Annotated in this window: 22 protein-coding genes and 2 tRNA genes; 4 read left to right on the top strand and 20 right to left on the bottom strand. The window is 56.7% G+C overall.

The genetic code is table 11. The features are described from left to right. Positions 1 to 56: 56 nt before the first annotated feature. The 5 genes from Q1W15_RS02270 to rluD all read right to left on the bottom strand — a co-directional run bounded on the left by Q1W15_RS02270 (position 57) and on the right by rluD (position 4910). Positions 57 to 133: transfer RNA gene (locus Q1W15_RS02270), tRNA-Pro, on the bottom strand. 9 nt (positions 134 to 142) lie between these two features. Next, positions 143 to 218: transfer RNA gene (locus Q1W15_RS02275), tRNA-Asn, on the bottom strand. A 310-nt stretch (positions 219 to 528) separates the two neighbouring features. Next, on the bottom strand, positions 529 to 3096 hold the full coding sequence (clpB, locus tag Q1W15_RS02280; protein ID WP_300719966.1) for an ATP-dependent chaperone ClpB: 2568 nt from the start codon (positions 3094 to 3096) through the stop codon (positions 529 to 531). 120 nt (positions 3097 to 3216) lie between these two features. Next, entirely contained in the window at positions 3217 to 3951 is a 735-nt protein-coding gene (gene pgeF / locus Q1W15_RS02285; RefSeq protein WP_300719967.1) for a peptidoglycan editing factor PgeF, read from the bottom strand. Further along, positions 3948 to 4910 carry a 23S rRNA pseudouridine(1911/1915/1917) synthase RluD gene (gene rluD / locus Q1W15_RS02290; RefSeq protein WP_300719968.1) on the bottom strand — a complete coding sequence of 321 codons (963 nt, stop codon included), beginning with the start codon at positions 4908 to 4910 and terminating at the stop codon, positions 3948 to 3950. The genes pgeF and rluD overlap by 4 nt, the downstream gene beginning before the upstream one ends. 148 nt (positions 4911 to 5058) lie before the next feature. Here rluD and Q1W15_RS02295 point away from each other — a divergent pair, with 148 nt between their 5' ends. Next, positions 5059 to 6072, top strand: a complete 1014-nt coding sequence (locus tag Q1W15_RS02295; protein WP_300719969.1) for an outer membrane protein assembly factor BamD — start codon at positions 5059 to 5061, stop codon at positions 6070 to 6072. 118 nt (positions 6073 to 6190) lie between these two features. Further along, positions 6191 to 6421 (top strand): PP0621 family protein, encoded by a 231-nt coding sequence (locus Q1W15_RS02300; protein WP_300719970.1) that lies wholly within the window; start codon positions 6191 to 6193, stop codon positions 6419 to 6421. 59 nt (positions 6422 to 6480) lie between these two features. Here the strand turns inward: Q1W15_RS02300 and thiO are convergent, their stop codons facing one another. The 5 genes from thiO to pilV form a co-directional block, all read right to left on the bottom strand. After that, a complete protein-coding gene (gene thiO / locus Q1W15_RS02305) occupies positions 6481 to 7581 on the bottom strand; it encodes a glycine oxidase ThiO (RefSeq protein ID WP_300719971.1) in 1101 nt (366 codons plus the stop codon). A gap of 32 nt (positions 7582 to 7613) precedes the next feature. Then, on the bottom strand, positions 7614 to 8015 hold the full coding sequence (locus Q1W15_RS02310; protein WP_300719984.1) for a type IV pilin protein: 402 nt from the start codon (positions 8013 to 8015) through the stop codon (positions 7614 to 7616). A 68-nt stretch (positions 8016 to 8083) separates the two neighbouring features. Next, positions 8084 to 8545: a PilX N-terminal domain-containing pilus assembly protein gene (locus Q1W15_RS02315; RefSeq protein ID WP_367280620.1), complete on the bottom strand. Its 462-nt coding sequence runs from the start codon at positions 8543 to 8545 to the stop codon at positions 8084 to 8086. A gap of 6 nt (positions 8546 to 8551) precedes the next feature. After that, positions 8552 to 9247 carry a PilW family protein gene (locus Q1W15_RS02320; RefSeq protein WP_300719972.1) on the bottom strand — a complete coding sequence of 232 codons (696 nt, stop codon included), beginning with the start codon at positions 9245 to 9247 and terminating at the stop codon, positions 8552 to 8554. Next, a complete protein-coding gene (pilV, locus tag Q1W15_RS02325) occupies positions 9244 to 9708 on the bottom strand; it encodes a type IV pilus modification protein PilV (protein WP_300719973.1) in 465 nt (154 codons plus the stop codon). The genes Q1W15_RS02320 and pilV overlap by 4 nt, the downstream gene beginning before the upstream one ends. Before the next feature lie 276 nt (positions 9709 to 9984). Between pilV and Q1W15_RS02330 the strand changes: the two genes are divergently transcribed. Beyond that, positions 9985 to 10506: a GspH/FimT family pseudopilin gene (locus Q1W15_RS02330; RefSeq protein WP_300719974.1), complete on the top strand. Its 522-nt coding sequence runs from the start codon at positions 9985 to 9987 to the stop codon at positions 10504 to 10506. On the opposite strand, the gene ispH is transcribed toward Q1W15_RS02330, so the two are convergent. The 6 genes from ispH to murJ form a co-directional block, all read right to left on the bottom strand. Beyond that, positions 10503 to 11450, bottom strand: coding sequence for a 4-hydroxy-3-methylbut-2-enyl diphosphate reductase (ispH, locus tag Q1W15_RS02335; protein WP_300719975.1), 948 nt, complete (start codon positions 11448 to 11450; stop codon positions 10503 to 10505). The genes Q1W15_RS02330 and ispH overlap by 4 nt on opposite strands. 65 nt (positions 11451 to 11515) lie before the next feature. Continuing rightward, positions 11516 to 11953 carry an FKBP-type peptidyl-prolyl cis-trans isomerase gene (fkpB, locus tag Q1W15_RS02340; RefSeq protein ID WP_300719976.1) on the bottom strand — a complete coding sequence of 146 codons (438 nt, stop codon included), beginning with the start codon at positions 11951 to 11953 and terminating at the stop codon, positions 11516 to 11518. Beyond that, positions 11946 to 12464, bottom strand: coding sequence for a signal peptidase II (lspA, locus tag Q1W15_RS02345; protein WP_300719977.1), 519 nt, complete (start codon positions 12462 to 12464; stop codon positions 11946 to 11948). Before lspA ends, fkpB begins: the two co-directional genes overlap by 8 nt. After that, complete coding sequence (gene ileS, locus Q1W15_RS02350; protein ID WP_300719978.1) at positions 12457 to 15288, bottom strand: isoleucine--tRNA ligase; 2832 nt, start codon at positions 15286 to 15288, stop codon at positions 12457 to 12459. The genes lspA and ileS overlap by 8 nt, the downstream gene beginning before the upstream one ends. Beyond that, positions 15285 to 16235, bottom strand: coding sequence for a bifunctional riboflavin kinase/FAD synthetase (gene ribF / locus Q1W15_RS02355; protein ID WP_300719979.1), 951 nt, complete (start codon positions 16233 to 16235; stop codon positions 15285 to 15287). Before ribF ends, ileS begins: the two co-directional genes overlap by 4 nt. Before the next feature lie 118 nt (positions 16236 to 16353). Further along, positions 16354 to 17892 (bottom strand): murein biosynthesis integral membrane protein MurJ, encoded by a 1539-nt coding sequence (murJ, locus tag Q1W15_RS02360; RefSeq protein ID WP_300719980.1) that lies wholly within the window; start codon positions 17890 to 17892, stop codon positions 16354 to 16356. 249 nt (positions 17893 to 18141) lie between these two features. Here murJ and rpsT point away from each other — a divergent pair, with 249 nt between their 5' ends. Continuing rightward, positions 18142 to 18420: a 30S ribosomal protein S20 gene (rpsT, locus tag Q1W15_RS02365; protein ID WP_048367387.1), complete on the top strand. Its 279-nt coding sequence runs from the start codon at positions 18142 to 18144 to the stop codon at positions 18418 to 18420. A gap of 185 nt (positions 18421 to 18605) precedes the next feature. Here the strand turns inward: rpsT and Q1W15_RS02370 are convergent, their stop codons facing one another. The 4 genes from Q1W15_RS02370 to rpmA all read right to left on the bottom strand — a co-directional run bounded on the left by Q1W15_RS02370 (position 18606) and on the right by rpmA (position 22022). Further along, the gene (locus tag Q1W15_RS02370; RefSeq protein ID WP_300719981.1) at positions 18606 to 19067 is read right to left on the bottom strand and encodes a CreA family protein; all 462 of its coding nucleotides are present in this window, start codon (positions 19065 to 19067) and stop codon (positions 18606 to 18608) included. A gap of 14 nt (positions 19068 to 19081) precedes the next feature. Beyond that, positions 19082 to 20200: a glutamate 5-kinase gene (gene proB / locus Q1W15_RS02375; RefSeq protein ID WP_300719986.1), complete on the bottom strand. Its 1119-nt coding sequence runs from the start codon at positions 20198 to 20200 to the stop codon at positions 19082 to 19084. A 124-nt stretch (positions 20201 to 20324) separates the two neighbouring features. Next, positions 20325 to 21551, bottom strand: a complete 1227-nt coding sequence (gene cgtA, locus Q1W15_RS02380) for an Obg family GTPase CgtA (RefSeq protein ID WP_300719982.1) — start codon at positions 21549 to 21551, stop codon at positions 20325 to 20327. Positions 21552 to 21746: 195 nt separating this feature from the next. Beyond that, entirely contained in the window at positions 21747 to 22022 is a 276-nt protein-coding gene (rpmA, locus tag Q1W15_RS02385) for a 50S ribosomal protein L27 (RefSeq protein ID WP_300719983.1), read from the bottom strand. Between the last annotated feature and the right edge of the window lie 53 nt (positions 22023 to 22075).

Below are 22075 nucleotides of genomic sequence, written 5' to 3' on the forward strand. Positions count from 1 at the left end.
TACGACCAATTGGTTAAAAGCCAACTGCTCTACCAACTGAGCTAACGACCCAAAAATGGTCGGGGTAAGGGGATTCGAACTCCTGACATCCTGCTCCCAAAGCAGGCGCGCTACCGGACTGCGCTATACCCCGGCTTGAAAATGGCTCCACGACCTGGACTCGAACCAGGGACCCAATGATTAACAGTCATTTGCTCTACCAACTGAGCTATCGCGGAACTACATATTTCAATCTACAACGTTGCAACATTTGTAACTCTTTGCAATCCTCTTTGACTTCACCGTATCGCTACGCTTGCGTCTCTGAGGCGGGCCATTTTACAACCTTTCAAACCCTTGTCAACCCTTAATTTTCGTTAGAAGACAATGATTTAGCTCTTCTAGCGGGCTCTCCGGTTTGGGCCGGTTTGCCGTTGCAGGTGACTTACTGCGGGGCGCATCTTACAAGCGTTTTCCTTACAGATCAACACCCTAAATAAAAAAAGGCCTCGCAAAGCGAGGCCTTTCTTCAAGCACTGACTTTACGCGTTAGACGAAGACGATTTCGTCGTCCTTCACGCTTGCCACCACCGTGGTGCCTGGCAAGAACTGACCCGACAGAATCAGTTGCGCCAGCGGGTTTTCGATCCAGCGCTGAATCGCACGTTTCAGTGGGCGTGCGCCATACACGGGGTCATAACCTACCGCGATCAGTTTATCCAGAGCCTCTTGGTTCAATTCAAGGCTCAGGTCACGCTCTGCCAGACGACTGCGCAGGCGAGCCAACTGAATCTCGGCAATGCCAGCGATTTGATCGCGAGCCAAAGGCTCGAAGATCACCACTTCGTCGATCCGGTTCACAAACTCCGGACGGAAGTGCGTGCTGACTGCATCCATCACCGCCGCACGCTGGGCTTCGCGATCGCCTACAAGCTCCTGGATCTGCGCCGACCCCAAGTTGGAGGTCATCACAATCACCGTATTGCGGAAGTCCACAGTACGACCATGGCTATCAGTCAAACGGCCATCTTCAAGCACTTGCAACAGTACGTTGAAGACATCCGGGTGAGCCTTCTCCACTTCGTCCAGCAAGATCACCGAGTAAGGCTTGCGCCGCACGGCTTCGGTCAGGTAACCACCCTCTTCGTAACCCACATAGCCTGGTGGCGCACCAATCAGTCGAGCGACGGAGTGTTTCTCCATGAACTCGGACATGTCGATCCGCACCATCGCCTCTTCAGTATCAAAGAGGAATTCAGCCAGCGCCTTGCACAACTCGGTCTTACCCACACCGGTTGGGCCCAGGAACATAAACGAGCCGCTTGGGCGGTTAGGGTCACTCAGGCCGGCACGGGAGCGGCGGACCGCGTTGGACACGGCAACCACGGCTTCGTCCTGACCAATCACGCGCTCATGCAGCAAGCTTTCCATCTTCATCAGTTTGTCGCGCTCACCTTCGAGCATTTTGGACACCGGAATACCGGTCCACTTCGACACAACTTCTGCAATTTCCTCTTCGGTCACTTTACTGCGCAACAATTGGTTCTCGGTCTTGTTGCTATGCTCATCGACCATTTGCAGGCTGCGTTCCAGGTCGGGAATAACCCCGTACTGCAACTCGGCCATGCGGTTGAGGTTGCCGCTACGGCGTGCCACTTCCAGTTCTTGACGCGCCTGCTCGATCTTTTGCTGGATCTGGGCTGAGCCCTGCACTTCGGCTTTTTCCGACGTCCAGATTTCTTCCAGGTCCGAATACTCACGCTCGTGGCGCTCGATTTCTTCCTGCAATTTCTCGAGGCGTTTTTTCGCGGCCTCGTCTTCTTCTTTCTTCAGCGCCTGTGCTTCAACCTTCAGTTGAATCAAGCGGCGCTCCAGACGGTCCAGCACCTCCGGCTTGGAGTCGATCTCCATGCGGATCCGGCTGGCCGCTTCGTCCATCAGGTCAATGGCCTTGTCAGGCAACTGCCGATCGGTGATGTAACGATGGCTGAGCTTGACCGCAGCAATGATTGCACCGTCAGTGATCGCCACTTTGTGGTGAACTTCATAACGCTCTTTCAAGCCTCGCAAAATAGCGATGGTGTCTTCTTCGCTCGGCTCATCCACCAGTACTTTCTGGAAGCGGCGCTCAAGAGCGGCATCCTTCTCGATAAACTGACGGTACTCGTTGAGCGTGGTTGCGCCCACACAGTGCAGCTCACCCCGGGCCAGCGCAGGCTTGAGCATATTGCCCGCATCCATCGCGCCCTCGCCCTTACCGGCACCGACCATCACGTGCAGTTCGTCGATAAACAGGATGATCTGACCTTCTTGCTTAGTCAGCTCATTCAATACGGCTTTGAGGCGTTCTTCGAACTCACCACGGAATTTGGCACCCGCAATCAGGGCACCAATATCCAGCGACAGCAGGCGTTTGCCTTTAAGGCCATCAGGCACTTCACCATTAATGATCCGTTGAGCCAGACCTTCGGCAATCGCGGTTTTACCCACACCCGGCTCACCGATTAACACCGGGTTGTTTTTGGTACGACGCTGCAACACTTGAATGGTGCGGCGAATTTCATCGTCACGCCCAATCACGGGGTCAAGCTTGCCTTCCTCGGCGCGCTTGGTCAGGTCGACCGTATACTTGTCGAGTGCCTGACGCGACTCCTCAGCATTCGGATCGTTAACCGCTTCGCCGCCACGCAGGTTGTTAATGGCGTTTTCCAGGGCCTTTTTGCTAACGCCCTGGCCGAGCAGCAATTTGCCCAGTTTGCTGTTTTCGTCCATCGCGGCCAGCAGCACAACTTCACTGGTGATGTACTGATCGCCTTTTTGCTGTGCCAGACGGTCTGCCTGGTTCAGCAGACGCGCCAGATCCTGCGACATATTCACGTCGCCCGTCGGGTTCTGGATTTTTGGCAACTGATCAAGCTCTTTGGTCAGCTCTTTACGCAAACTGTTTACATCAAAACCGACTTGCATCAGCAGCGGCTTGATCGAACCGCCCTGTTGTTCCAGCAATGCCTGCATCAAATGAGCAGGCTCAATGGCCGGGTGGTCAAGACCTACCGCCAGGGACTGAGCATCGGACAATGCCAATTGCAACTTGCTGGTTAATCTATCTATACGCATTCGTCACCTTCCTTATGAGCAGGCCGGAGGGATGGAAACTCCTGAATGAAGAAACCTGCCAGATACCTTAGTAGATGCGGGCGAATACGAGAGTTTCAAGCGTCTGAAAAGTGATGCAGGTCAACAGGCTGAAGATTCGATCCAGACCAATGATGCAAAACGGCCAGTACGAGGGCTGCGCCGGAAGGAGAAAAAACGCGAGTCGGTCACGGTGCAGAAACCACCGCCATACACGGCGGTAATGCCCGATCGGGCCAGGCGCAGACGCGCCAGCTCGTAGATATCGGCCATATAGCGGCCATCATTGACGCTGGGGGTAAATGCCGCAGCGGCAGCGGGCAAGTCTTCTACAAAGACCTCGCGCACTTCGCCTCCGACCTCAAATGCCGTGGGGCCGATTGCCGGGCCGAGCCAAACCAGTATGTCTTGCGGCTCAACATTGAGGCATTGCGCCGCCGCTTCAAGCACCCCGGCGGCCAACCCGCGCCAACCCGCATGGGCAGCCGCGACGCGAGTGCCCGCACGGTCACAAAACAGCACGGGCAAACAGTCCGCCGTCATTGCAGTACAGGCGATACCGGGTGTTGAGGTCCAACTGCCGTCAGCTTCGACAATCAGCCCCGGCTGTGCAGGCGTGACCACAACACCGTGAACCTGGCTGAGCCAGGCGGGTTGAACCTTAAATGTTTCAGAAAGCTGCTGGCGATTACGGGCAACGGCAAGAGGGTCGTCGCCGACATGATCACCGAGGTTGAAGCTGTCGAACGGTGCCACACTGACATCGCCCGCACGGGTCGTTACGCAGGCCCTGATGCCTGCCGGCGCTGGCCAGTCAGGAATCAGGAACGTACTCACCCGATGAACGCCTCGCGGTCTTGCTTGAGCAGCGTCAGCAACCAGACAAGATCATCTGGCAGTGGCGACTCCCAGCTCATGCGCTTGCCAGTCGTCGGATGATCCAACTCAAGGAAACGCGCGTGCAGGGCCTGGCGCGGGAAGTTTTTCAGCGAGTCAACCATTGTCACACTGGCTGCCGGCGGGATACGGAAGCGACCGCCGTAGGCAGGGTCTCCGACCAACGGGTAGTTGATGTGGGACATATGCACACGAATCTGGTGGGTGCGCCCGGTTTCCAGCTTTACCCGCACATGGGTATGGGAACGGAAACGCTCCAGCACGCGGTAATGACTGACCGCTTGCTTGCCCCCCTCCATAACCGCCATACGCTGGCGCTGCTGGCCGTGACGGCCGATAGGCGCGTTGATTTTGCCCCCGGCAGTCACCACACCGATAACAATGCACTCATAGATACGGCTGACACTGCGGCTCTGCAATTGGGTAACCAGTTGCGTCTGCGCCTGAATGGTTTTGGCGACCACCATCAGACCGGTGGTGTCTTTGTCGAGGCGATGCACGATCCCCGCACGCGGCACATTGATAATGTCCGGTACGTGATGCAGCAGCGCATTGAGCAAAGTGCCATCGGCATGCCCGGCTGCCGGGTGTACCACCAGGCCTGCGGGCTTGTTGATCACCAGAATGTCATCGTCTTCGTAAACGATATCCAGAGGGATATCTTGTGCGATCCATTCACCCTGGGCTTCCTGCTCTGCAGTCAGCTCCAGGATGGCGCCCCCGTGTACGATGTCACGCGGGCGTATGACGGCTCCGTCCACTGTCAGGCGGCCGTCTTTGATCCAGGCGGAAAGGCGCGAGCGCGAGTGCTCAGCGAATAATTGTGCGGCGACTTGATCGAGGCGTTGGCCACCCAGTTCGGACGGCACCTCTTCGCGAAGTTGAATTTTCTCGGACATGCTCATCAGGACCGCGCCAAGCCTTTGGTTTCGGCTGCGCGCTTGTGGTTAAATACGGCGTCTTTTGCCCCGAGGCTTTTCACGGGGCGCTCATCATAACAGGACGGACCCGCCCAAGACAGCGGCCGTCATAGGGACGCAAGCCGCCATGCAAGTGAAACACCTGCTGCTGATCGCCATCCTCGCACTGACCGCCGCTTGCTCATCGACAAAAGAAGTCGTTGACGAAAACCTGAGCGAAGTCGAGCTGTACCAGCAGGCGCAGGCCGACCTGGACAACAACAGCTATACCAGTGCTACCGCCAAACTGAAGGCTTTAGAGTCGCGCTACCCGTTCGGTCGCTATGCCGACCAGGCCCAGCTCGAACTGATCTACGCCTATTATAAAAACTCTGAACCCGAAGCAGCAAAATCAGCTGCCGAGCGTTTTATTCGCCTGCACCCGCAGCACCCGAACGTGGATTACGCCTACTACCTGAAAGGTCTGACCTCGTTTGACCAGGATGTCGGCTTGCTCGCTCGCTTCTTGCCTCTGGACATGAGCAAGCGTGATCCGGGGGCTGCACGCGACTCTTATAATGAGTTTGCCCAACTGACCAGCCGCTTCCCCAATAGCCGCTACGCGCCTGACGCCAAACAGCGCATGATTTACTTGCGCAACCTGCTGGCAGCGTATGAAATCCATGTCGCCGATTACTACTTGACCCGTCAGGCTTACGTCGCTTCTGCCAACCGCGGTCGTTATGTCGTTGAAAACTTCCAGGAAACACCTTCGGTTGGTGACGGTCTGGCAGTCATGGTGGAGTCTTACCAGCGCATGCATCTGGACGAACTGGCCAACACCAGCCTTGAAGTCCTGAAAGACAACTACCCGAACCACCCAAGCCTGGTAGATGGCCAATTCGTGCCACAAGTCTCCGACTCGGACAACCGTTCGTGGCTAAGCAAGGCAACGCTGGGCCTGATTGAATCCAGCACACCGCTTCCACCGGGTGAAACCCGCGCCAACATGGACATCCAAAAGCAGTACCAAGAGGCCAAGGATGCCATTCCATCCGAGCTGAAACCCAAGGATGCTGATGGCAACATCATCGAAGCACCTGAAGAGCCAGGCACAAGCCGCTCATGGTTCAGCTACATGACATTTGGACTGTTCGACTAATCATCGAACCCACAAAAAAGAGCCCGAATGGGCTCTTTTTTTGTGCTCGATTTGGTGCTGTGCGCCTGACAAGTCCTTAGCTAAACTGGTAGATCTTTTTCTCAAATAGCGAATAACCATGTTTCGTTTACTGATCTGGGCTGCCTTGATTGCTGCAGGCGTGTGGTTTTGGCGCAAATACAAGGCAAACATCGCGGCAACCAAGAGACCTTCGGATCCGGGCACACAACCGATGGTGCGGTGTGCACACTGCGGCGTACACCTGCCTCGTGATCATGCCTTGAGTAAACAGCAGGACTGGTACTGCACCCAGAACCATCTGGAACAAGGCCCAAAGCCGCGAGGCTGAGTCATACAAAGAACGTTGCAGGAGCAAAACCCGTACGCTCCTGCAGGGTGCATTCCGGCTTAAATTCGACCGGTGGGTGCATAAGGCGCTGGGTCTATAATCGGCTCGCGCCCTAACAACAGGTCCGCGAACAACTGGCAAGATGCCGGTGCCAATACCAAGCCATTACGATAATGCCCGCAGTTGAGCCACAACCCGCCCATACCTGCGACCTGGCCAATATAGGGAATACCTTCAGGCGACCCTGGCCGCAAACCCGCCCAATGCGCCACAGGCTCAACGCCCGCCAATGCAGGAATCAACTCGACCGCAGAAGCCTTAAGGCTTTCAAGTGCGGAAGAGGTTGGCGTTTTATCGAACCCTTCATGTTCCAGCGTACTGCCAATCAGGATGTGACCGTCACGTCGCGGAATCGCATAACGCCCCTTGGCCAGCACCATACCGGACAAGAAACCAGGCTCACATTTGTACAGAACCATCTGGCCTTTAACTGGCTCCACGGGCAGCTCAAGGTCCAGTGTTTTGAGCAATTCACCGCTCCAGGCCCCAGCGCTAAGCACCACTTCATCAGCACGAATCTCACCGCGGGCGGTGTTCACACCGACGATGCTTGCCCCCTCACGGATGAACCCCTGCACCTGGCATTGCTCTTGGATAGTCACATTCGGCATTGCCTGCAAGGCTGCCTTGAGCGATTTAACAAGCCGCGGGTTACGCACATTGGCCACGCCAGCCATGTAAATGGCCCGGGAATAGCCACGGCCCAAGACCGGCACATCGGCTTCAACCGATGAGATCTCAACCGCGCTCAACGGTCGCTTTTCTTGCTTGGCCCACGCCAACGCTTCAACGTCATCGTCAAGGTCCAGCCAGTACAAACCCGTGGTGTGCACTTCAGGATCCACACCCGTCACAGCCAGCAAACGCTCGGCCAACTGCGGATAAAAATCCTGCGACCAATGCGCCAGAGCCGTTACCGCCGGCGTGTAACGCCAAGGGTAGAGCGGCGACACAATACCGCCCCCCGCCCATGACGACTCCTGCCCGACACCACTGCGATCCAGCACCGTGACCTGCTTAACTTCTGCCGCCAGGTTAAAGGCTGTCAGCAACCCAATAACCCCACCGCCTACTATCACTACCTCTTGCTGCTTAGCCATCGATGAATCCAGCTCGAAATAAAATTAAGTGGTTAACGCCCCCAGCACTGCTGCACGGTCATGTCAGGGGCAGCCAGTGCAATGGCAGTCAAACCTGTGTGGGCCACTATCAAGTTCCCACAATCGTCTCGCGCCATTGGCGAGCCCTCTTTGCGTGTCGCCGTCAGCAAGAACGCATGATCCTCAAGCTCGTGCGTAATCCGGTAGTGTTCATTACCCGCACTGAGATTTTCCGCCCCTCTGTATACGCCTTTTTTCGAATAAAAACGCTCCAGGGTCTGGGATTGCTCCATTAACAGCACCACAATTTTAGCCCGATAAGCTCGCGCAACCGCGTCGCTGTAAGTCGGATAGGCCCATGCGCCAATAATGCCGATGACCGCGATTACGATCATCAGCTCGATCAAGGTGAAACCTGCACGGCACCTGCTCATCAGCCCTCCTTCATTGAAGTTGTCGCCACATGATCCTTTTAAACCGTTGCTGGGCCGGTTTTTCAACATCAGTACCTTCCGATTGATAGCGCACGAAAATACTCTCCAGAACCAATACCCGTGACTCGGTAAAAGTTGGCAGCGGTAATGCCGGGCAGTTGCGCAGGCGTCACCCCCGCACCGAGGTTCTGAACACCATAAAGACCGTCTGCCACCGGTATCCAAAGCACCCCGGAATAGGGATCAGGCCCTGGCGATGTTTGAGTCCGGGCACTTGACGGTGGGAGGCATGTGGCCGCAGAGGTACACGCGAGCAATGCAGGCCATTGTGTCTGCACCTGTGACTCGCCTTGACGTAACGCTGTTTCAGCGGCTTGAAATGATTGATTGACGAACCAGACTGCGCCCGCCTTCCTCTCTTGCTCAGTGGCACTTTGCAGAGACGAAAGTCCGGTCAAGCTGAGCATTAACAGGAAGATCAGGCTGACCAGTAGCGCCATGCCGGATTGTCGGCAACCCTTGAAAGTCATCAACCGTCACCCCAGTCGATTACGCAGAGCCACGACCATGTGATAGGTCTGATCCTTCACCCGCGCCCGAGGGTCTCGCAGGGTCAGGGAAAGTCGAACGCTACGAATACCGGCCAATTGGTTCGGGCTCGCTTCATAGCGTTTTACCGTTTGCCCGGCTGGTGATCCGGCAAGACCGAAGCTGATATCAAAATCGGCCACATTGTCCAACAACACCGCTCTACCAGCGCCTACTTTCAACTGCCCATGCTCAAACCAATAAACAATCTGTCGCACAGCAAAAGCGGTTTGATCAGGAGTAAGGCCCTCAAACTGGCCTGGGTAAGCCCGCGCATGGCGCTTGCAGTCAGACACGACCGTCCAGTCGGGCTTGCCCGCGGTGCGTCCTACATCCGCACTGATAAAGCGCCATGATCTGGAACCTGCCATGCCTTGCCAGGCAATGGGTGTTTGAAACACCGATGGAGCATCAATGATGTGTTCGTGCGCCTGGCAACCAAACATGCCGACCATACGTATCTCTTGAGCCATTTTGCTCAGGACGAACCGCGCATCTTCCTGCGCCATGGCCGAAGACTGCTGCGCCAGGTAAGTCTCCCGGGCGCTCACAAAAATCTGTGCGGCCCCGGCGATCAGTAATAGCCCCAGGCCTAGCGCAACCATTAACTCGATCAGGCCGAAACCGGCCTCAGAACCTTTCATGACGCGTCAGCTGACGAGCCTGAAACGACCTGACCGGCGAGCATGACAGTGTGTCGCGAGTCAGGTTGGAGACTTGCTCGAGCGTCATCCCATTCAAGAGTAATGCTCACCTGATGATTTCTGGCTTCAATAGCGCCACGGGCATGCTCACCGCCAAACTGCTGGATGTTGCGCGCAAAGTCGCTTAGGTCCTGAGCCAATACGCTGCCTGCGCCCACTGCGGCGGCGGAGCGAGACCCGGTCGAGTAGTTGTAATCAATGCCTGAGTTGGCCCGCGCCCGGTCCAGCATGTCGTAGGCGATGAAGTTGGCCTGCGTAGTCATCAATGCACTGTCCGTGTGCTGGAGTGCTTTAAGTTGCACCGCTGCGGCCCCCAAAAGCCCACCCGATAAAACCAGGGTTGTCACCAACACCTCGATCAACGTCACTCCGGTTTGCAAGGTTCTTTCAAGCTGGACCATGTGCTCGCTCCATCAGCCTTCTGTTCGCCGGCACGTCCTGTGCCGCAATTGAGAAAAGCCTAGCCGCCCAAAACAGCATGACCTGTAGGGTCGTAGTTGCAGAATCTATAGGGCTTTTCGCTAATTTTGGTACGCCTAGAGATGCGTCCAGCACCTTACACAGGAAGAAACGCTTGCCGGGGCTAAAGCCGAAGATGGGACGTGGAGCATGGGCTATAACTGAGATCACCCATCACACCGCCAGGTTTGCTCACAGTCAAGTCCAGGGAGGACGTCATGTATCAACAAGGCATGGGCCTGATTCAACTGCTGTTCACCCTGTTAATCGTCGCCATTACGACCCAGTTCGTAAGCCCGACCTACAGCGCCATGGTTGAACACCAACGCCGCCAGACTGCTGCGGCAGAACTGGCCAATGGGCTGCGCAGTGCGCGCACTGAAGCCTTGCTGCGCCATCAGTCTGTGGTGATGCACGCACGGGAAGAAGATTGGAGTAAAGGCTGGAGAATCATTCTGGACCTGAGTGGCCAGGGCCATCTCGACAAGCACAACCCCGTGCTGGCTGAAAGCGCGGGTAACTCGCGTATTCCGATTGCCGGTAATACACCCGTCAAACACTACATTCGATTCAACCCGCTGGGCGAGCCGTTACTGAGCGGTGGGGCGTTTCAGGCAGGGACACTGCATATCTGCCACTCGCAAACAGCACAGAGCCATCACCAGGTCGTGCTCGCGAAGAGCGGGCGCATCAGCCTGCGCAGCAACCAGGCTGCACAGGCTTTATGCGCCGCCGCTTAAAGGAGGGAGCGAACGCGCAGTTCTTTGGGCATGGAGAATGTGATGTTCTCTTCGCGGCCCGCCAGTTCATCAGCGCCCGAGGCACCCCAAGCGTGCAACTGCTGAATCACACCGCGCACCAACACTTCAGGCGCAGAAGCACCTGCCGTGATACCGATGCGCTCAATACCCTCAAACCAGTTCTGCTTAAGGTCTTCAGCGCCATCAATCAGGTAGGCCGGGGTTCCCATACGTTCAGCCAACTCACGCAAGCGGTTCGAGTTGGAGCTATTCGGGCTGCCGACAACCAGCACCACATCGCATTCGTCAGCCAGTTGCTTGACCGCATCCTGACGGTTTTGCGTGGCATAGCAAATGTCATCCTTGCGCGGGCCGCCAATGGCCGGGAAACGGGTGCGCAAGGCATCGATTACACGGCTGGTGTCGTCCATCGACAAGGTGGTCTGTGTGACAAACGCCAGTTTTTCCGGATTAGTGACGTTCAGGTTGGCAACGTCCTTTTCGTCTTCAACCAGGTAAATCTTGCCACCGTTGCTGACGTCATATTGGCCCATCGTGCCTTCGACTTCAGGGTGGCCAGCATGACCAATGAGGATGCACTCACGGCCATCACGGCTGTAGCGTGCGACTTCGATATGCACTTTGGTAACAAGCGGGCACGTCGCGTCGAATACTTTGAGGCCACGGCCCGTGGCCTCGGTACGCACCGCCTGGGAAACGCCGTGGGCGCTGAAGATCACAATAACGTCGTCTGGCACCTGGTCCAGCTCTTCGACAAAGATCGCGCCACGGGAGCGCAGGTCTTCAACGACAAATTTGTTGTGCACGACTTCGTGGCGAACATAGATAGGCGGACCGAAAACTTCCAGTGCGCGATTGACGATTTCAATCGCTCGGTCCACCCCAGCGCAAAAACCACGGGGGTTGGCGAGTTTAATGTGCATGCTAGGCCTCGTGGGACGCGCAGAAAAATAATACCAATCAGGCCCGGCCGAAGCCGGGTACCGAATTACAGCGCTTTGACTTCAAAAATTTCCACTTCGAAGGTCAGGGTCTTGCCTGCCAAAGGGTGGTTGAAGTCAATCGTCACTTGCTCATCGTCAAAGGCTTTGACCACACCCGGTAGCTCGGTGTTGGCCGCGTCATTGAAGATCACCAGCAAGCCTTCCGACAGCTCCATGTCATTGAACTGGGAGCGCGGAATGATTTGCACGTTTTGCGGGTTGGGCTGGCCGAATGCGTTTTCTGGAAGGATCTCCAGCGTGCGCTTGTCACCCGCTTTGAAACCGAACAGAGCCGCTTCAAAACCAGGCAACAGGCTGGCGTCGCCGACCTTGAAAGTGGCTGGCGATTTGTCGAACGTACTGTCGACGGTATCACCATTTTCAAGGCGCAAAGCAAAATGCAACGTGACTTGCGTGTTCTGGCCAATACGTTGCTCAGTCATGAGCGGACTCTCCGATTTTCTTACTTTTGAACATATCCAGTGCCAACATCACGGCCCCGACGCAAATAGCGCTGTCAGCCAGGTTGAAGGCCGGGAAATACCAACGATTCTGCCAATGCACCAGAATGAAATCGATCACATGGCCGTAGACAACCCGGTCATACAGGTTGCCCAGCGCACCGCCCAGCACCAGCGCGAGTGCAATGGCCAGCCATGTATCATCACGCCCAAGACGCTTGAGCCACACCAGCAGCACGGCGCTGACCACCACGGCGATCAGGGCAAAAAACCAGCGCTGCCAGCCTCCGCTATCGGCCAGAAAGCTGAACGCAGCCCCGGCGTTGTAAGCGAGCGTCCAACTGAAGTAATCCGGGATCACCACAATCTGCTGATACATCTGCAACGCGCTATCAAAATAGAGCTTGCTGGCCTGGTCGAGGACCAGGACCAGCACCGTCAACCAAAGCCAGCCCAGGCGCCCGAAGCGCCCGATAGTACTGGTGTTAGGCATAGTGACGCACCTCACCGGCACCACTGATGTTGTCGACACAACGACCGCAGATTTCCGGGTGCTCCGGATTCACGCCGACGTCTTCGCGGCAATGCCAGCAGCGCGCGCATTTGGCGTGAGCCGACTTGACCACTTTGAGCTTGAGGCCCGGTACTTCGGTAACCACCGCATCCGCCGGGGCTTGCGCAAAAGGCGCAACACTGGCGGTGGAGGTGATCAGTACGAAGCGCAGTTCGTTGCTCAGCTTGGCCAGGTCAGTCGCGAGCTCATCTTCAGCGAACAGGGTGACTTCTGCCTGCAAGTTGCCGCCAATGGCTTTGGCCGCACGCAGGTTTTCCATCTCTTTGTTAACGGCAACCTTGACCGCCATGATCCGCTCCCAGTAGGCGCGGTCCAGTTCGGTGCCTTCGGGCAGTTCGCTCAAGCCGTCATACCAGGTATTGAGCATGACCGACTCGTTGCGTTCGCCCGGCAAGTATTGCCACAACTCGTCGGCGGTGAAGGCCAGGATCGGAGCGATCCAGCGCACCAGCGCTTCAGAGATGTGGAACAGCGCGGTCTGACACGAACGGCGGGCCTTGCTGTTGGCGCCCGTGGTGTACTGGCGGTCCTTGATGATGTCGAGGTAGAAACCACCGAGTTCCTGTACGCAGAAGTTGTGCACTTTGGAGTACACGTTCCAGAAACGGTATTCGCCGTAGTGCAGCTCCAGCTCACGTTGCAGCAACAAAGCGCGGTCTACTGCCCAACGGTCCAGCGCGAGCATTTCATCAGCAGGCAGCAGGTCGGTGGCCGGGTTGAAGCCGGTCAGGTTGGACAGCAGGAAGCGCGCGGTGTTACGGATACGCCGGTAGGCGTCCGCACTGCGTTGCAGGATCTGGTCAGACACCGCGATTTCGCCCGAATAGTCAGTCGAGGCAACCCACAGGCGCATGATGTCAGCGCCCAGGGTATCGTTGACTTTCTGCGGTGCAATCACGTTACCCAGCGACTTGGACATTTTGCGGCCGGCTTCGTCCACGGTGAAACCGTGAGTCAGCAGCTCGCGATAGGGCGCGTGGTTGTCGATGGCGCAACCGGTCAGCAAGGACGAGTGGAACCAGCCGCGGTGCTGGTCGGAGCCTTCCAGGTACAGGTCGGCACGTGGGCCAGTCTCGTGGCCCATTGGGTGCGAGCCGCGCAAGACGTGCCAGTGGGTGGTACCCGAATCGAACCACACGTCCAGCGTGTCGCTGATCTTGTCGTACAGCGGCGCTTCGTCGCCCAGCAATTCAGCCGCGTCCAGCTTGAACCAGGCTTCGATGCCTTCAACTTCAACACGCTTGGCCACTTCTTCCATCATTTCGACGGTACGCGGGTGCAATTCGCCGCTTTCCTTGTTCAGGAAGAACGGGATCGGCACGCCCCAGTTACGTTGACGCGAGATGCACCAGTCCGGGCGGTTGGCGATCATCGAATGCAAACGCGCCTGGCCCCAGGCCGGAACGAACTGAGTGTCTTCGATCGCTTGCAACGCACGGGTGCGCAGGGTGTCGCCCGCCGTCGGCTCTTTGTCCATGCCGATGAACCACTGCGCGGTGGCGCGGTAGATCAGCGGTGTCTTGTGGCGCCAGCAGTGCATGTAGCTGTGGTTGATGGTTTCAGTAAACATCAACGACCCGACTTCGGTCAGCTTGTCGATGATGTTCTGATTGGCCTTCCAGATGAACTGGCCACCGAAGAACTCCAGCGACGGGACGTACACACCGTTGCTCTGCACCGGGTTGATAATGTCATCGTTAACCATGCCGTAGGCTTTGCAGGTCACGAAGTCGTCTACGCCGTATGCCGGGGCGGAGTGAACCACGCCGGTACCTGCGCCCAGCTCAACGTAGTCGGCCAGGTAAACGGGCGACAGACGATCATAGAACGGGTGACGGAAGTTGATCAGTTCCAGCGCAGCACCGGTGGTGGTCGCAATCACCGAGCCTTCCAGGTTGTAGCGGGCCAGGCTCGACTCAACCAGTTCTTCGGCCAGTACCAACAGTTTGTCACCCACATCGACCAGCGCGTAGGTGAATTCCGGGTGAACGTTCAGCGCCTGGTTGGCCGGGATGGTCCACGGCGTGGTGGTCCAGATCACGATTGATGCTGGCTTGCTCAGCGACGCCAGCCCAAAGGCTTCAGCCAGCTTGGCCTCATCAGCAACAGGGAACGCAACATCGATGGCGGCGGATTTTTTGTCCTGATATTCAACTTCAGCTTCAGCCAAGGCCGAGCCACAGTCGAAGCACCAGTTCACGGGCTTAAGGCCCTTGAACACGAAACCGCCCTTGACGATTTCTGCCAGCGCACGAATTTCCCCGGCTTCGTTTTGGAAGTCCATGGTTTTGTACGGGTTGGCGAAGTCACCCAGTACACCCAGGCGGATGAACTCGGATTTTTGACCTTCGATTTGCTCGGTCGCGTAAGCACGGCACAGTTCACGGGTTTTATCCGCGCTCAGGTTCTTACCGTGAGTCACTTCAACCTTGTGCTCGATCGGCAGCCCGTGGCAGTCCCAGCCCGGCACATAAGGTGCGTCAAAACCCGCCAAGGTTTTCGAGCGCACGATCATGTCTTTCAAAATTTTGTTCAGCGCATGACCGATGTGAATCGTGCCGTTGGCATAGGGCGGACCGTCGTGAAGTACGAACTTCGGACGATCCTTGCCAATCTCGCGCAACTTCCCGTACAGGCCAATGCTGTCCCAGCGCTGCAAAATTTGCGGTTCGCGCTGTGGCAGGCCGGCCTTCATTGGGAAGGCTGTGTCCGGAAGGTTTAGCGTGGCTTTGTAGTCGGTCATTTCAGGCTCTTTTTAAGCGGTTGACCCAGCCAATAGGCTCGGGCGGCGGCGACGTCCGCATTGATCGCCGTCTTGAGCGCCTCCAGAGAGGCGAAACGCTGCTCATCACGCAGCTTGTGGTGGAATACCACCGTCAGACGCCGGCCATACACATCGCCGGCGAAATCCAATAGATGTACTTCAAGATGGGCGCTGCCATCTCCTGCTACGGTCGGTCTGACGCCAATATTGGCTACGCCGGGCCAAGTTTTTCCGTCAATTTCAACGCTGACCAGGTAAACCCCTGTCAACGGAACACGACGGCGCTTAAGCTGAATATTGGCTGTGGGCGTACCCAATTGACGCGCCAGCTTCTGCCCATGCAAAACCCGGCCAGTGATTTGAAACGGCCGGCCCAGCAAATGCTCAGCGAGTTCGAAATTGGCACTGGCCAAGGCACTGCGCACCTCGGTACTGCTGATTCGCACGCCTTCAAGCTCGACGGTTTGCGCAGCTTCAACCGTAAACCCTTGCCGGGCACCGGCCTGCAGCAAGAAGTCAAAGTCGCCCACACGGTCGCAGCCAAAACGGAAGTCATCACCGACTTCCAGGTGCTGTACGCCCAAGCCATCAACAAGAATGGTGTCGACGAATTCGGCCGCGCTGAGCTTACTCAAACGCTGGTTGAACGCCAGGCACAATACCCGATCAACGCCGGCCTCAGCCAACAGTTGCAGCTTGTCACGCAGCCGGGCCAGACGTGCCGGGGCGGTTTCAGGGGCAAAAAATTCGCGCGGCTGCGGCTCGAAAATCACCACGCAGCTGGGCACGCCCAACTCCAGCGCACGTTCACGCAGCCGACTCAGGATAGCCTGATGACCACGGTGCACACCGTCAAAGTTGCCAATAGTGGCGACACAGCCCCGATGCTGGGGCCGCAAATTGTGAAGGCCTAGAACCAGCTGCATAACGCGCTTCTTGCTCATAAAGTGGCCGATTATAACCACACCCGGCCCGGTACGACAGGCAACAGCGCAAGGCAAATCAGGTCAAATCGACAAAATCGACGTCTGACCGCTCATTACCTTACGAAAGTGACCTGCGGGCAAAATCCTTCAGACGCACCCCCAACAGCAGCAATACGCCGAAATAGACCGCTACACCTGCCGCCACCAGACCACCCAGACGCATAAAGCGCTCAAGCATATGACCTTGATCCCACGCAGGCATCAGGTGCATCAACCCCAGCAAGGCACCTGACATGACCGCCACCGCAACCACCAGCTTGAACAGAAACTTCGTCCAGCCGGGCTGGGCAACAAATAGCTTTTGCTTGCGCAACTGCCAGAACAGCAGACCCGCATTGATACAGGCCCCGACGCTAATAGCCAACGCCAGCCCCGCGTGCTGCAAAGGCACAATAAAGACCAGGTTCAACAACTGCGTCACGATCAACGTAAACACCGCGATCTTGACCGGTGTGCGAATGTTTTGCTGCGCGTAAAACCCGGGGGCCAGCACCTTGATCAGAATCAACCCAAGCAGGCCGACCGAATACGCCATCAGAGCACGCTGGGTCATGGCCGCATCATGTGCGCTGAATTGGCCGTACTGAAACAGCGAGACCGTCAGCGGCTCTGACAAGATGGCCAACGCCAGCGCACAAGGCAACACCAGCACAAAACATAGGCGCAAGCCCCAATCGAGGATGCGCGAATACTCTTGGCGGTCCTTGTTCGCGTAGGTTTTAGAGAGCGTAGGTAGCAGAATCGTACCCAGCGCCACGCCCAGCACACCGGATGGCAACTCCATCAAACGGTCGGCGTAATACATCCAGGACACAGAGCCCGCAACGAGGAAAGACGCAAAAATTGTATTGATGATCAACGAAATCTGGCTGACCGAGACCCCAAGAATGGCAGGCACCATTTGCTTCATGACTCGCCAGACACCCGAATCTCGCAAATTGAGGCGCGGCAGCACCAACATCCCGATTTTTTTCAGATGCGGGAGCTGGAACAGCAGTTGAGCCAGACCGCCTACCAGCACAGCCCATCCGAGTGCCATGACCGGCGGGTCGAAGTACGGCGTCAGAAACAGCGCAAAAATAATCATGCTGACGTTAAGCAAAGTCGGCACAAAGGCGGGTACCGAGAAACGGTTCCAGGTATTGAGAATCGCACCGGCCAGCGATGACAACGAAATCAGCAATATATAAGGGAACGTTACCCTCAGCATCTCGCTGGTCAGCTGAAATTTTTCAGGCGTTGTCGCAAAACCTGGCGCGGTGGCCCAGATCACCCAGGGCGCCGCGATCATCCCCAGCGCCGTGACAATGGCCAGTACCAACGTCAGCAAACCGGCGATATATGAAACAAACGTGCGCGCGGCCTCCTCGCCTTTCTGGTTCTTGTACTCGGCCAGAATGGGTACAAATGCCTGAGAAAAGGCCCCCTCGGCAAAGATCCTGCGCAGCAGGTTGGGCAATTTAAACGCAATAAAGAACGCATCCGTGGCCATTCCTGCGCCAAATGTGCGTGCAATGATGGTGTCCCGAACAAAGCCCAGAACCCTTGAAATCATTGTAATAGAGCTGACGGCAGCCAACGACTTGAGCAAGTTCATTGAAAGAGTTTTTGCCTATAAGAGAAAGAGCAGGCGAACAAAGCGTCCACTTATGCGATACTGCGCGCCGCAACAGCACAGAGCCAAGCTCGCGAGTTTACAGGTCAAGCGCCGGAAATAAATCTCCCGTCTCCCTCGATCAACCACTCAGCGGATCGCATCAAACGCTCTTGACAAGCCTTCACGTCATCGGCATGATTCGCGGCCTATTTTGTTTGCTATTTCTAAAGTCTTTCGAGGAGCTCGACGGTGGCCAACACACCTTCCGCCAAAAAACGTGCAAAACAGGCTGAGAAGCGTCGCAGCCACAACGCCAGCCTGCGTTCCATGGTTCGCACCTACATCAAGAATGTAGTTAAAGCCATCGACGCAAAAGACGCTGTTAAAGCTCAAGCTGCTTACGTTCTGGCTGTACCTGTTATCGACCGCATGGCCGATAAAGGCATCATCCACAAGAACAAAGCTGCTCGTCATAAGAGCCGCCTGAATGGCCACGTCAAGGCGTTGAACCTTGCGACCGCTGCTTAAGCGATAAGCTTTTTAAAAAACCGACCTCAGGGTCGGTTTTTTATTGCCTGAACAATAGATCACAGCGGCCACCTTACTCGCGATCTATTGAGCCCAACCTGATTTCCCCCGTCACCTCCCAAAAGAGCAAGCACTGGCCGAGGGAAATATTTCAGGCTTTCAACAATCCGAAAGACGCACCTGAGTTACTGGTGTGGCCACGGCAAAATCGGGATGGCCGTTACAGCGTTCTGCGGGCTGCCTTCGATCAACCGATCGCTGTACACCAGGTACACCAGCGTATTGCGCTTTTTGTCGAGGAAACGCACCACCTGCATGGTTTTGAAAACCAGCGAAGTGCGCTCCTTGAAGACCTCATCACCTTCCTTCAACTCACCCTTGAAGCTGATCGGCCCGGTTTGACGGCACGCAATGGACGCTTCCGCGCGATCCTCTGCCAACCCCAGCCCACCCTTCATTCCGCCCGTCTTGGCGCGCGACAGGTAGCAGGTCACGCCCTCAACCTTCGGGTCATCAAATGCCTCGACCACGATACGATCATTAGGCCCGACAAACTTGAAGACGGTCGACACCGTACCAATCTCTTCAGCTGACGCCATCAACGGCACCGCCAACATCAGCCCCAACAAGCCTTTAATCAAGCGCATTCAACACCTCAACTTCACACCAAAATCAGGTTATCGCGATGAACCAGTTCAGGTTCAGCCATGTAACCCAACACACCCACAATCGCATCGGAGGGCTGGCCAATAATTTTCTGCGCTTCCGAGGCACTGTAGTTGGCCAGCCCGCGAGCAATCTCTCGACCGTCCGCTGCGGTACACACCACCATTTCACCCCGCCGGAAAGCACCCTGCACAGCTTTGACCCCCACCGGCAGCAAGCTCTTGTTGCCCTGAGACAATGCAGCCACAGCGCCGTCATCCAGCACCAGCGTGCCGCGCGTTTGCAAATGCCCGGCCAGCCATTGCTTACGCGCCGCCAACAGGCCGCGCTCAGGCGACAGCAAGGTACCGAGCCGCTCACCCGCCTTGAGGCGGTCCAGAACGCGCTCCAGGCGGCCACCGACGATAATCGTGTGCGCCCCCGAACGCGCCGCCAGACGCGCCGCACGCAACTTGGTCTGCATACCGCCACGCCCCAGCGCGCCACCCGTCCCGCCTGCCACAGCATCCAGCGCAGGATCATCGGCTCGCGCCTCGTAGATCAGGTTGGCATCCGGGTTATTACGCGGATCAGCATCAAACATGCCATCACGATCGGTCAGGATCACTAACAGATCAGCCTCGACCAGGTTCGCCACCAGTGCGGCCAAAGTGTCGTTATCCCCGAAGCGGATTTCGTCGGTAACAACCGTGTCGTTTTCATTGATGACCGGAATCACACCCAACCCGACCAAGGCCCGCAACGTACTGCGAGCATTCAGGTAACGCTTGCGATCAGACAAGTCATCGTGGGTCAGAAGGATTTGCGCCGTGTGCCGGCCATGCTCGGCAAAGCTCGATTCCCACGCCTGCACCAGGCCCATCTGACCGATGGCAGCCGCCGCCTGCAGTTCGTGCATCGCACTGGGTCGGACCGTCCAGCCCAAGCGACTCATACCGGCAGCCACCGCCCCCGAAGACACCAACACCAGCTCGACGCCCGCCTCATGCAAGGCCACCATCTGCTCAACCCACACACCCATTGCTGCACGATCCAGGCCTTTGCCATCCGCCGTCAGCAATGCGCTGCCGATTTTCACGACCCAACGCTGCGCACCTGTCACCTTGCTCCGCATCATCATCCAACCTATGCCTGAGAGCAGCGCGACCGAGCGCCACCCATGGAATTATTCTTGATTACCGTTTCACAGAGACCAAAACGCCGCTCAATTGAGCGGCGCTGTAGTTTACTGCAACGAATCAGTCGCGGACGTAAATGATTTCCGGACCCTCTTCATCATCAACATCCTCTTCGTCCCAATCATCGTCACCGATGTCATGAACGCTCTTCACGCCGCTGCGACGCAAGGCACGCTTGTCATCCAGAGCTTGCAACTGCGCACGCGCCTCGTCTTCGATGCGCTGATCCAGCTCGGCCAACTCTTCCTTGTAAGCAGGGTCATTCGCCAGGCGATCGGCACGGTCTTCCAGGTAGCGCATGATGTCGTGGCACAGCTTCTCTGTACCGATTTTGGCGATGGCCGAAATCACGTACACCGGGCCTTCCCACTCAAGGCGCTCAACCACCTCTTTGACAACGGCGTCGTGCTCTTCCTCAGGCAACGAATCGCATTTGTTCAAGACCAGCCAGCGGTCACGATCAGCCAGCGCCGGGCTGAACTTGGCCAGCTCGTTGACGATGACCTCAGCAGTGTCCGCGGCACTGTCAGAGCCTTCGACCGGTGCCATGTCCACAAGGTGCAACAACAAACGGGTACGGGCCAAGTGCTTGAGGAAGCGAATACCGAGGCCTGCACCATCCGAAGCACCTTCGATCAGGCCCGGAATGTCGGCAACAACAAAGCTCTTCCAGCGATCGACGCTGACAACGCCCAGGTTGGGTACCAGGGTCGTGAACGGGTAATCCGCCACCTTGGGCTTGGCCGCCGACACAGAGCGAATAAAGGTGCTTTTGCCAGCATTCGGCAAGCCCAGCAGACCCACGTCCGCCAGCACTTTAAGCTCCAGCTTGAGATCACGCTGCTCACCCGGCTTACCCGGCGTGGTCTGGCGCGGAGCCCGGTTGGTGCTGGATTTGAAACGGGAGTTGCCCAGACCGTGCCACCCCCCCTGAACCACCATCAAGCGCTGACCCGCCTTGGTCAGGTCACCGATGACTTCCTGAGTGCCCGCATCAATCACGGTGGTGCCGACCGGCACGCGCAGCTCCAGGTCATCACCTTTTTTGCCGGTGCAATCGGTGCTACCGCCGTTCGAGCCACGCTGGGCGTCGAAGTGACGGGTGTAACGGTAATCAACCAGCGTGTTCAGGTTTTCGTCAGCGATCATGTAGATCGAGCCGCCGTCACCCCCATCACCGCCGTTAGGACCGCCGTTCTCGATGAATTTCTCGCGACGGAAACTCATGCAACCGTTACCACCGTCGCCCGCTTTTACTCGAATCGATACTTCATCAACAAACTTCATAATAAAACGCGCCTCTCGTCATCAGGACGAGCCGAAAAACCAAGACATAAGACTCTTGCAAAAATGAGCGCAGCGACCTCAATCAACGACTGTTAAATCCAGCGCCAGCAGCCCATACAAACAGTTTTGCAAGAGACTCACCCCACAAACGAAAAAGCCCCGTCGCAAGACAGGGCTTTTCCAGCTACCAAGCTATTACGCCGCGACGACTGCAGTCTTCGGAACGATGCTTACATAGCGACGACCGAAGGCGCCTTTAACCTGGAACTTGATCACGCCTTCCACTTTCGCGAACAGGGTGTGATCTTTGCCCATACCAACGCCGTAGCCAGCGTGGAATTGGGTGCCGCGCTGACGCACGATGATGTTGCCCGGTACGATAGCCTGGCCGCCATACATCTTCACGCCAAGGCGTTTGGCTTCTGAGTCGCGACCGTTACGGGTACTACCACCAGCTTTTTTGTGTGCCATGAGTCAATTCTCCTAGTGAGGAATTAGGCTGAAATTAAGCCTGAATACCGGTG

It is taken from the genome of Pseudomonas sp., assembly GCF_030150285.1.
Taxonomy (GTDB): Bacteria; Pseudomonadota; Gammaproteobacteria; order Pseudomonadales; family Pseudomonadaceae; genus Aquipseudomonas.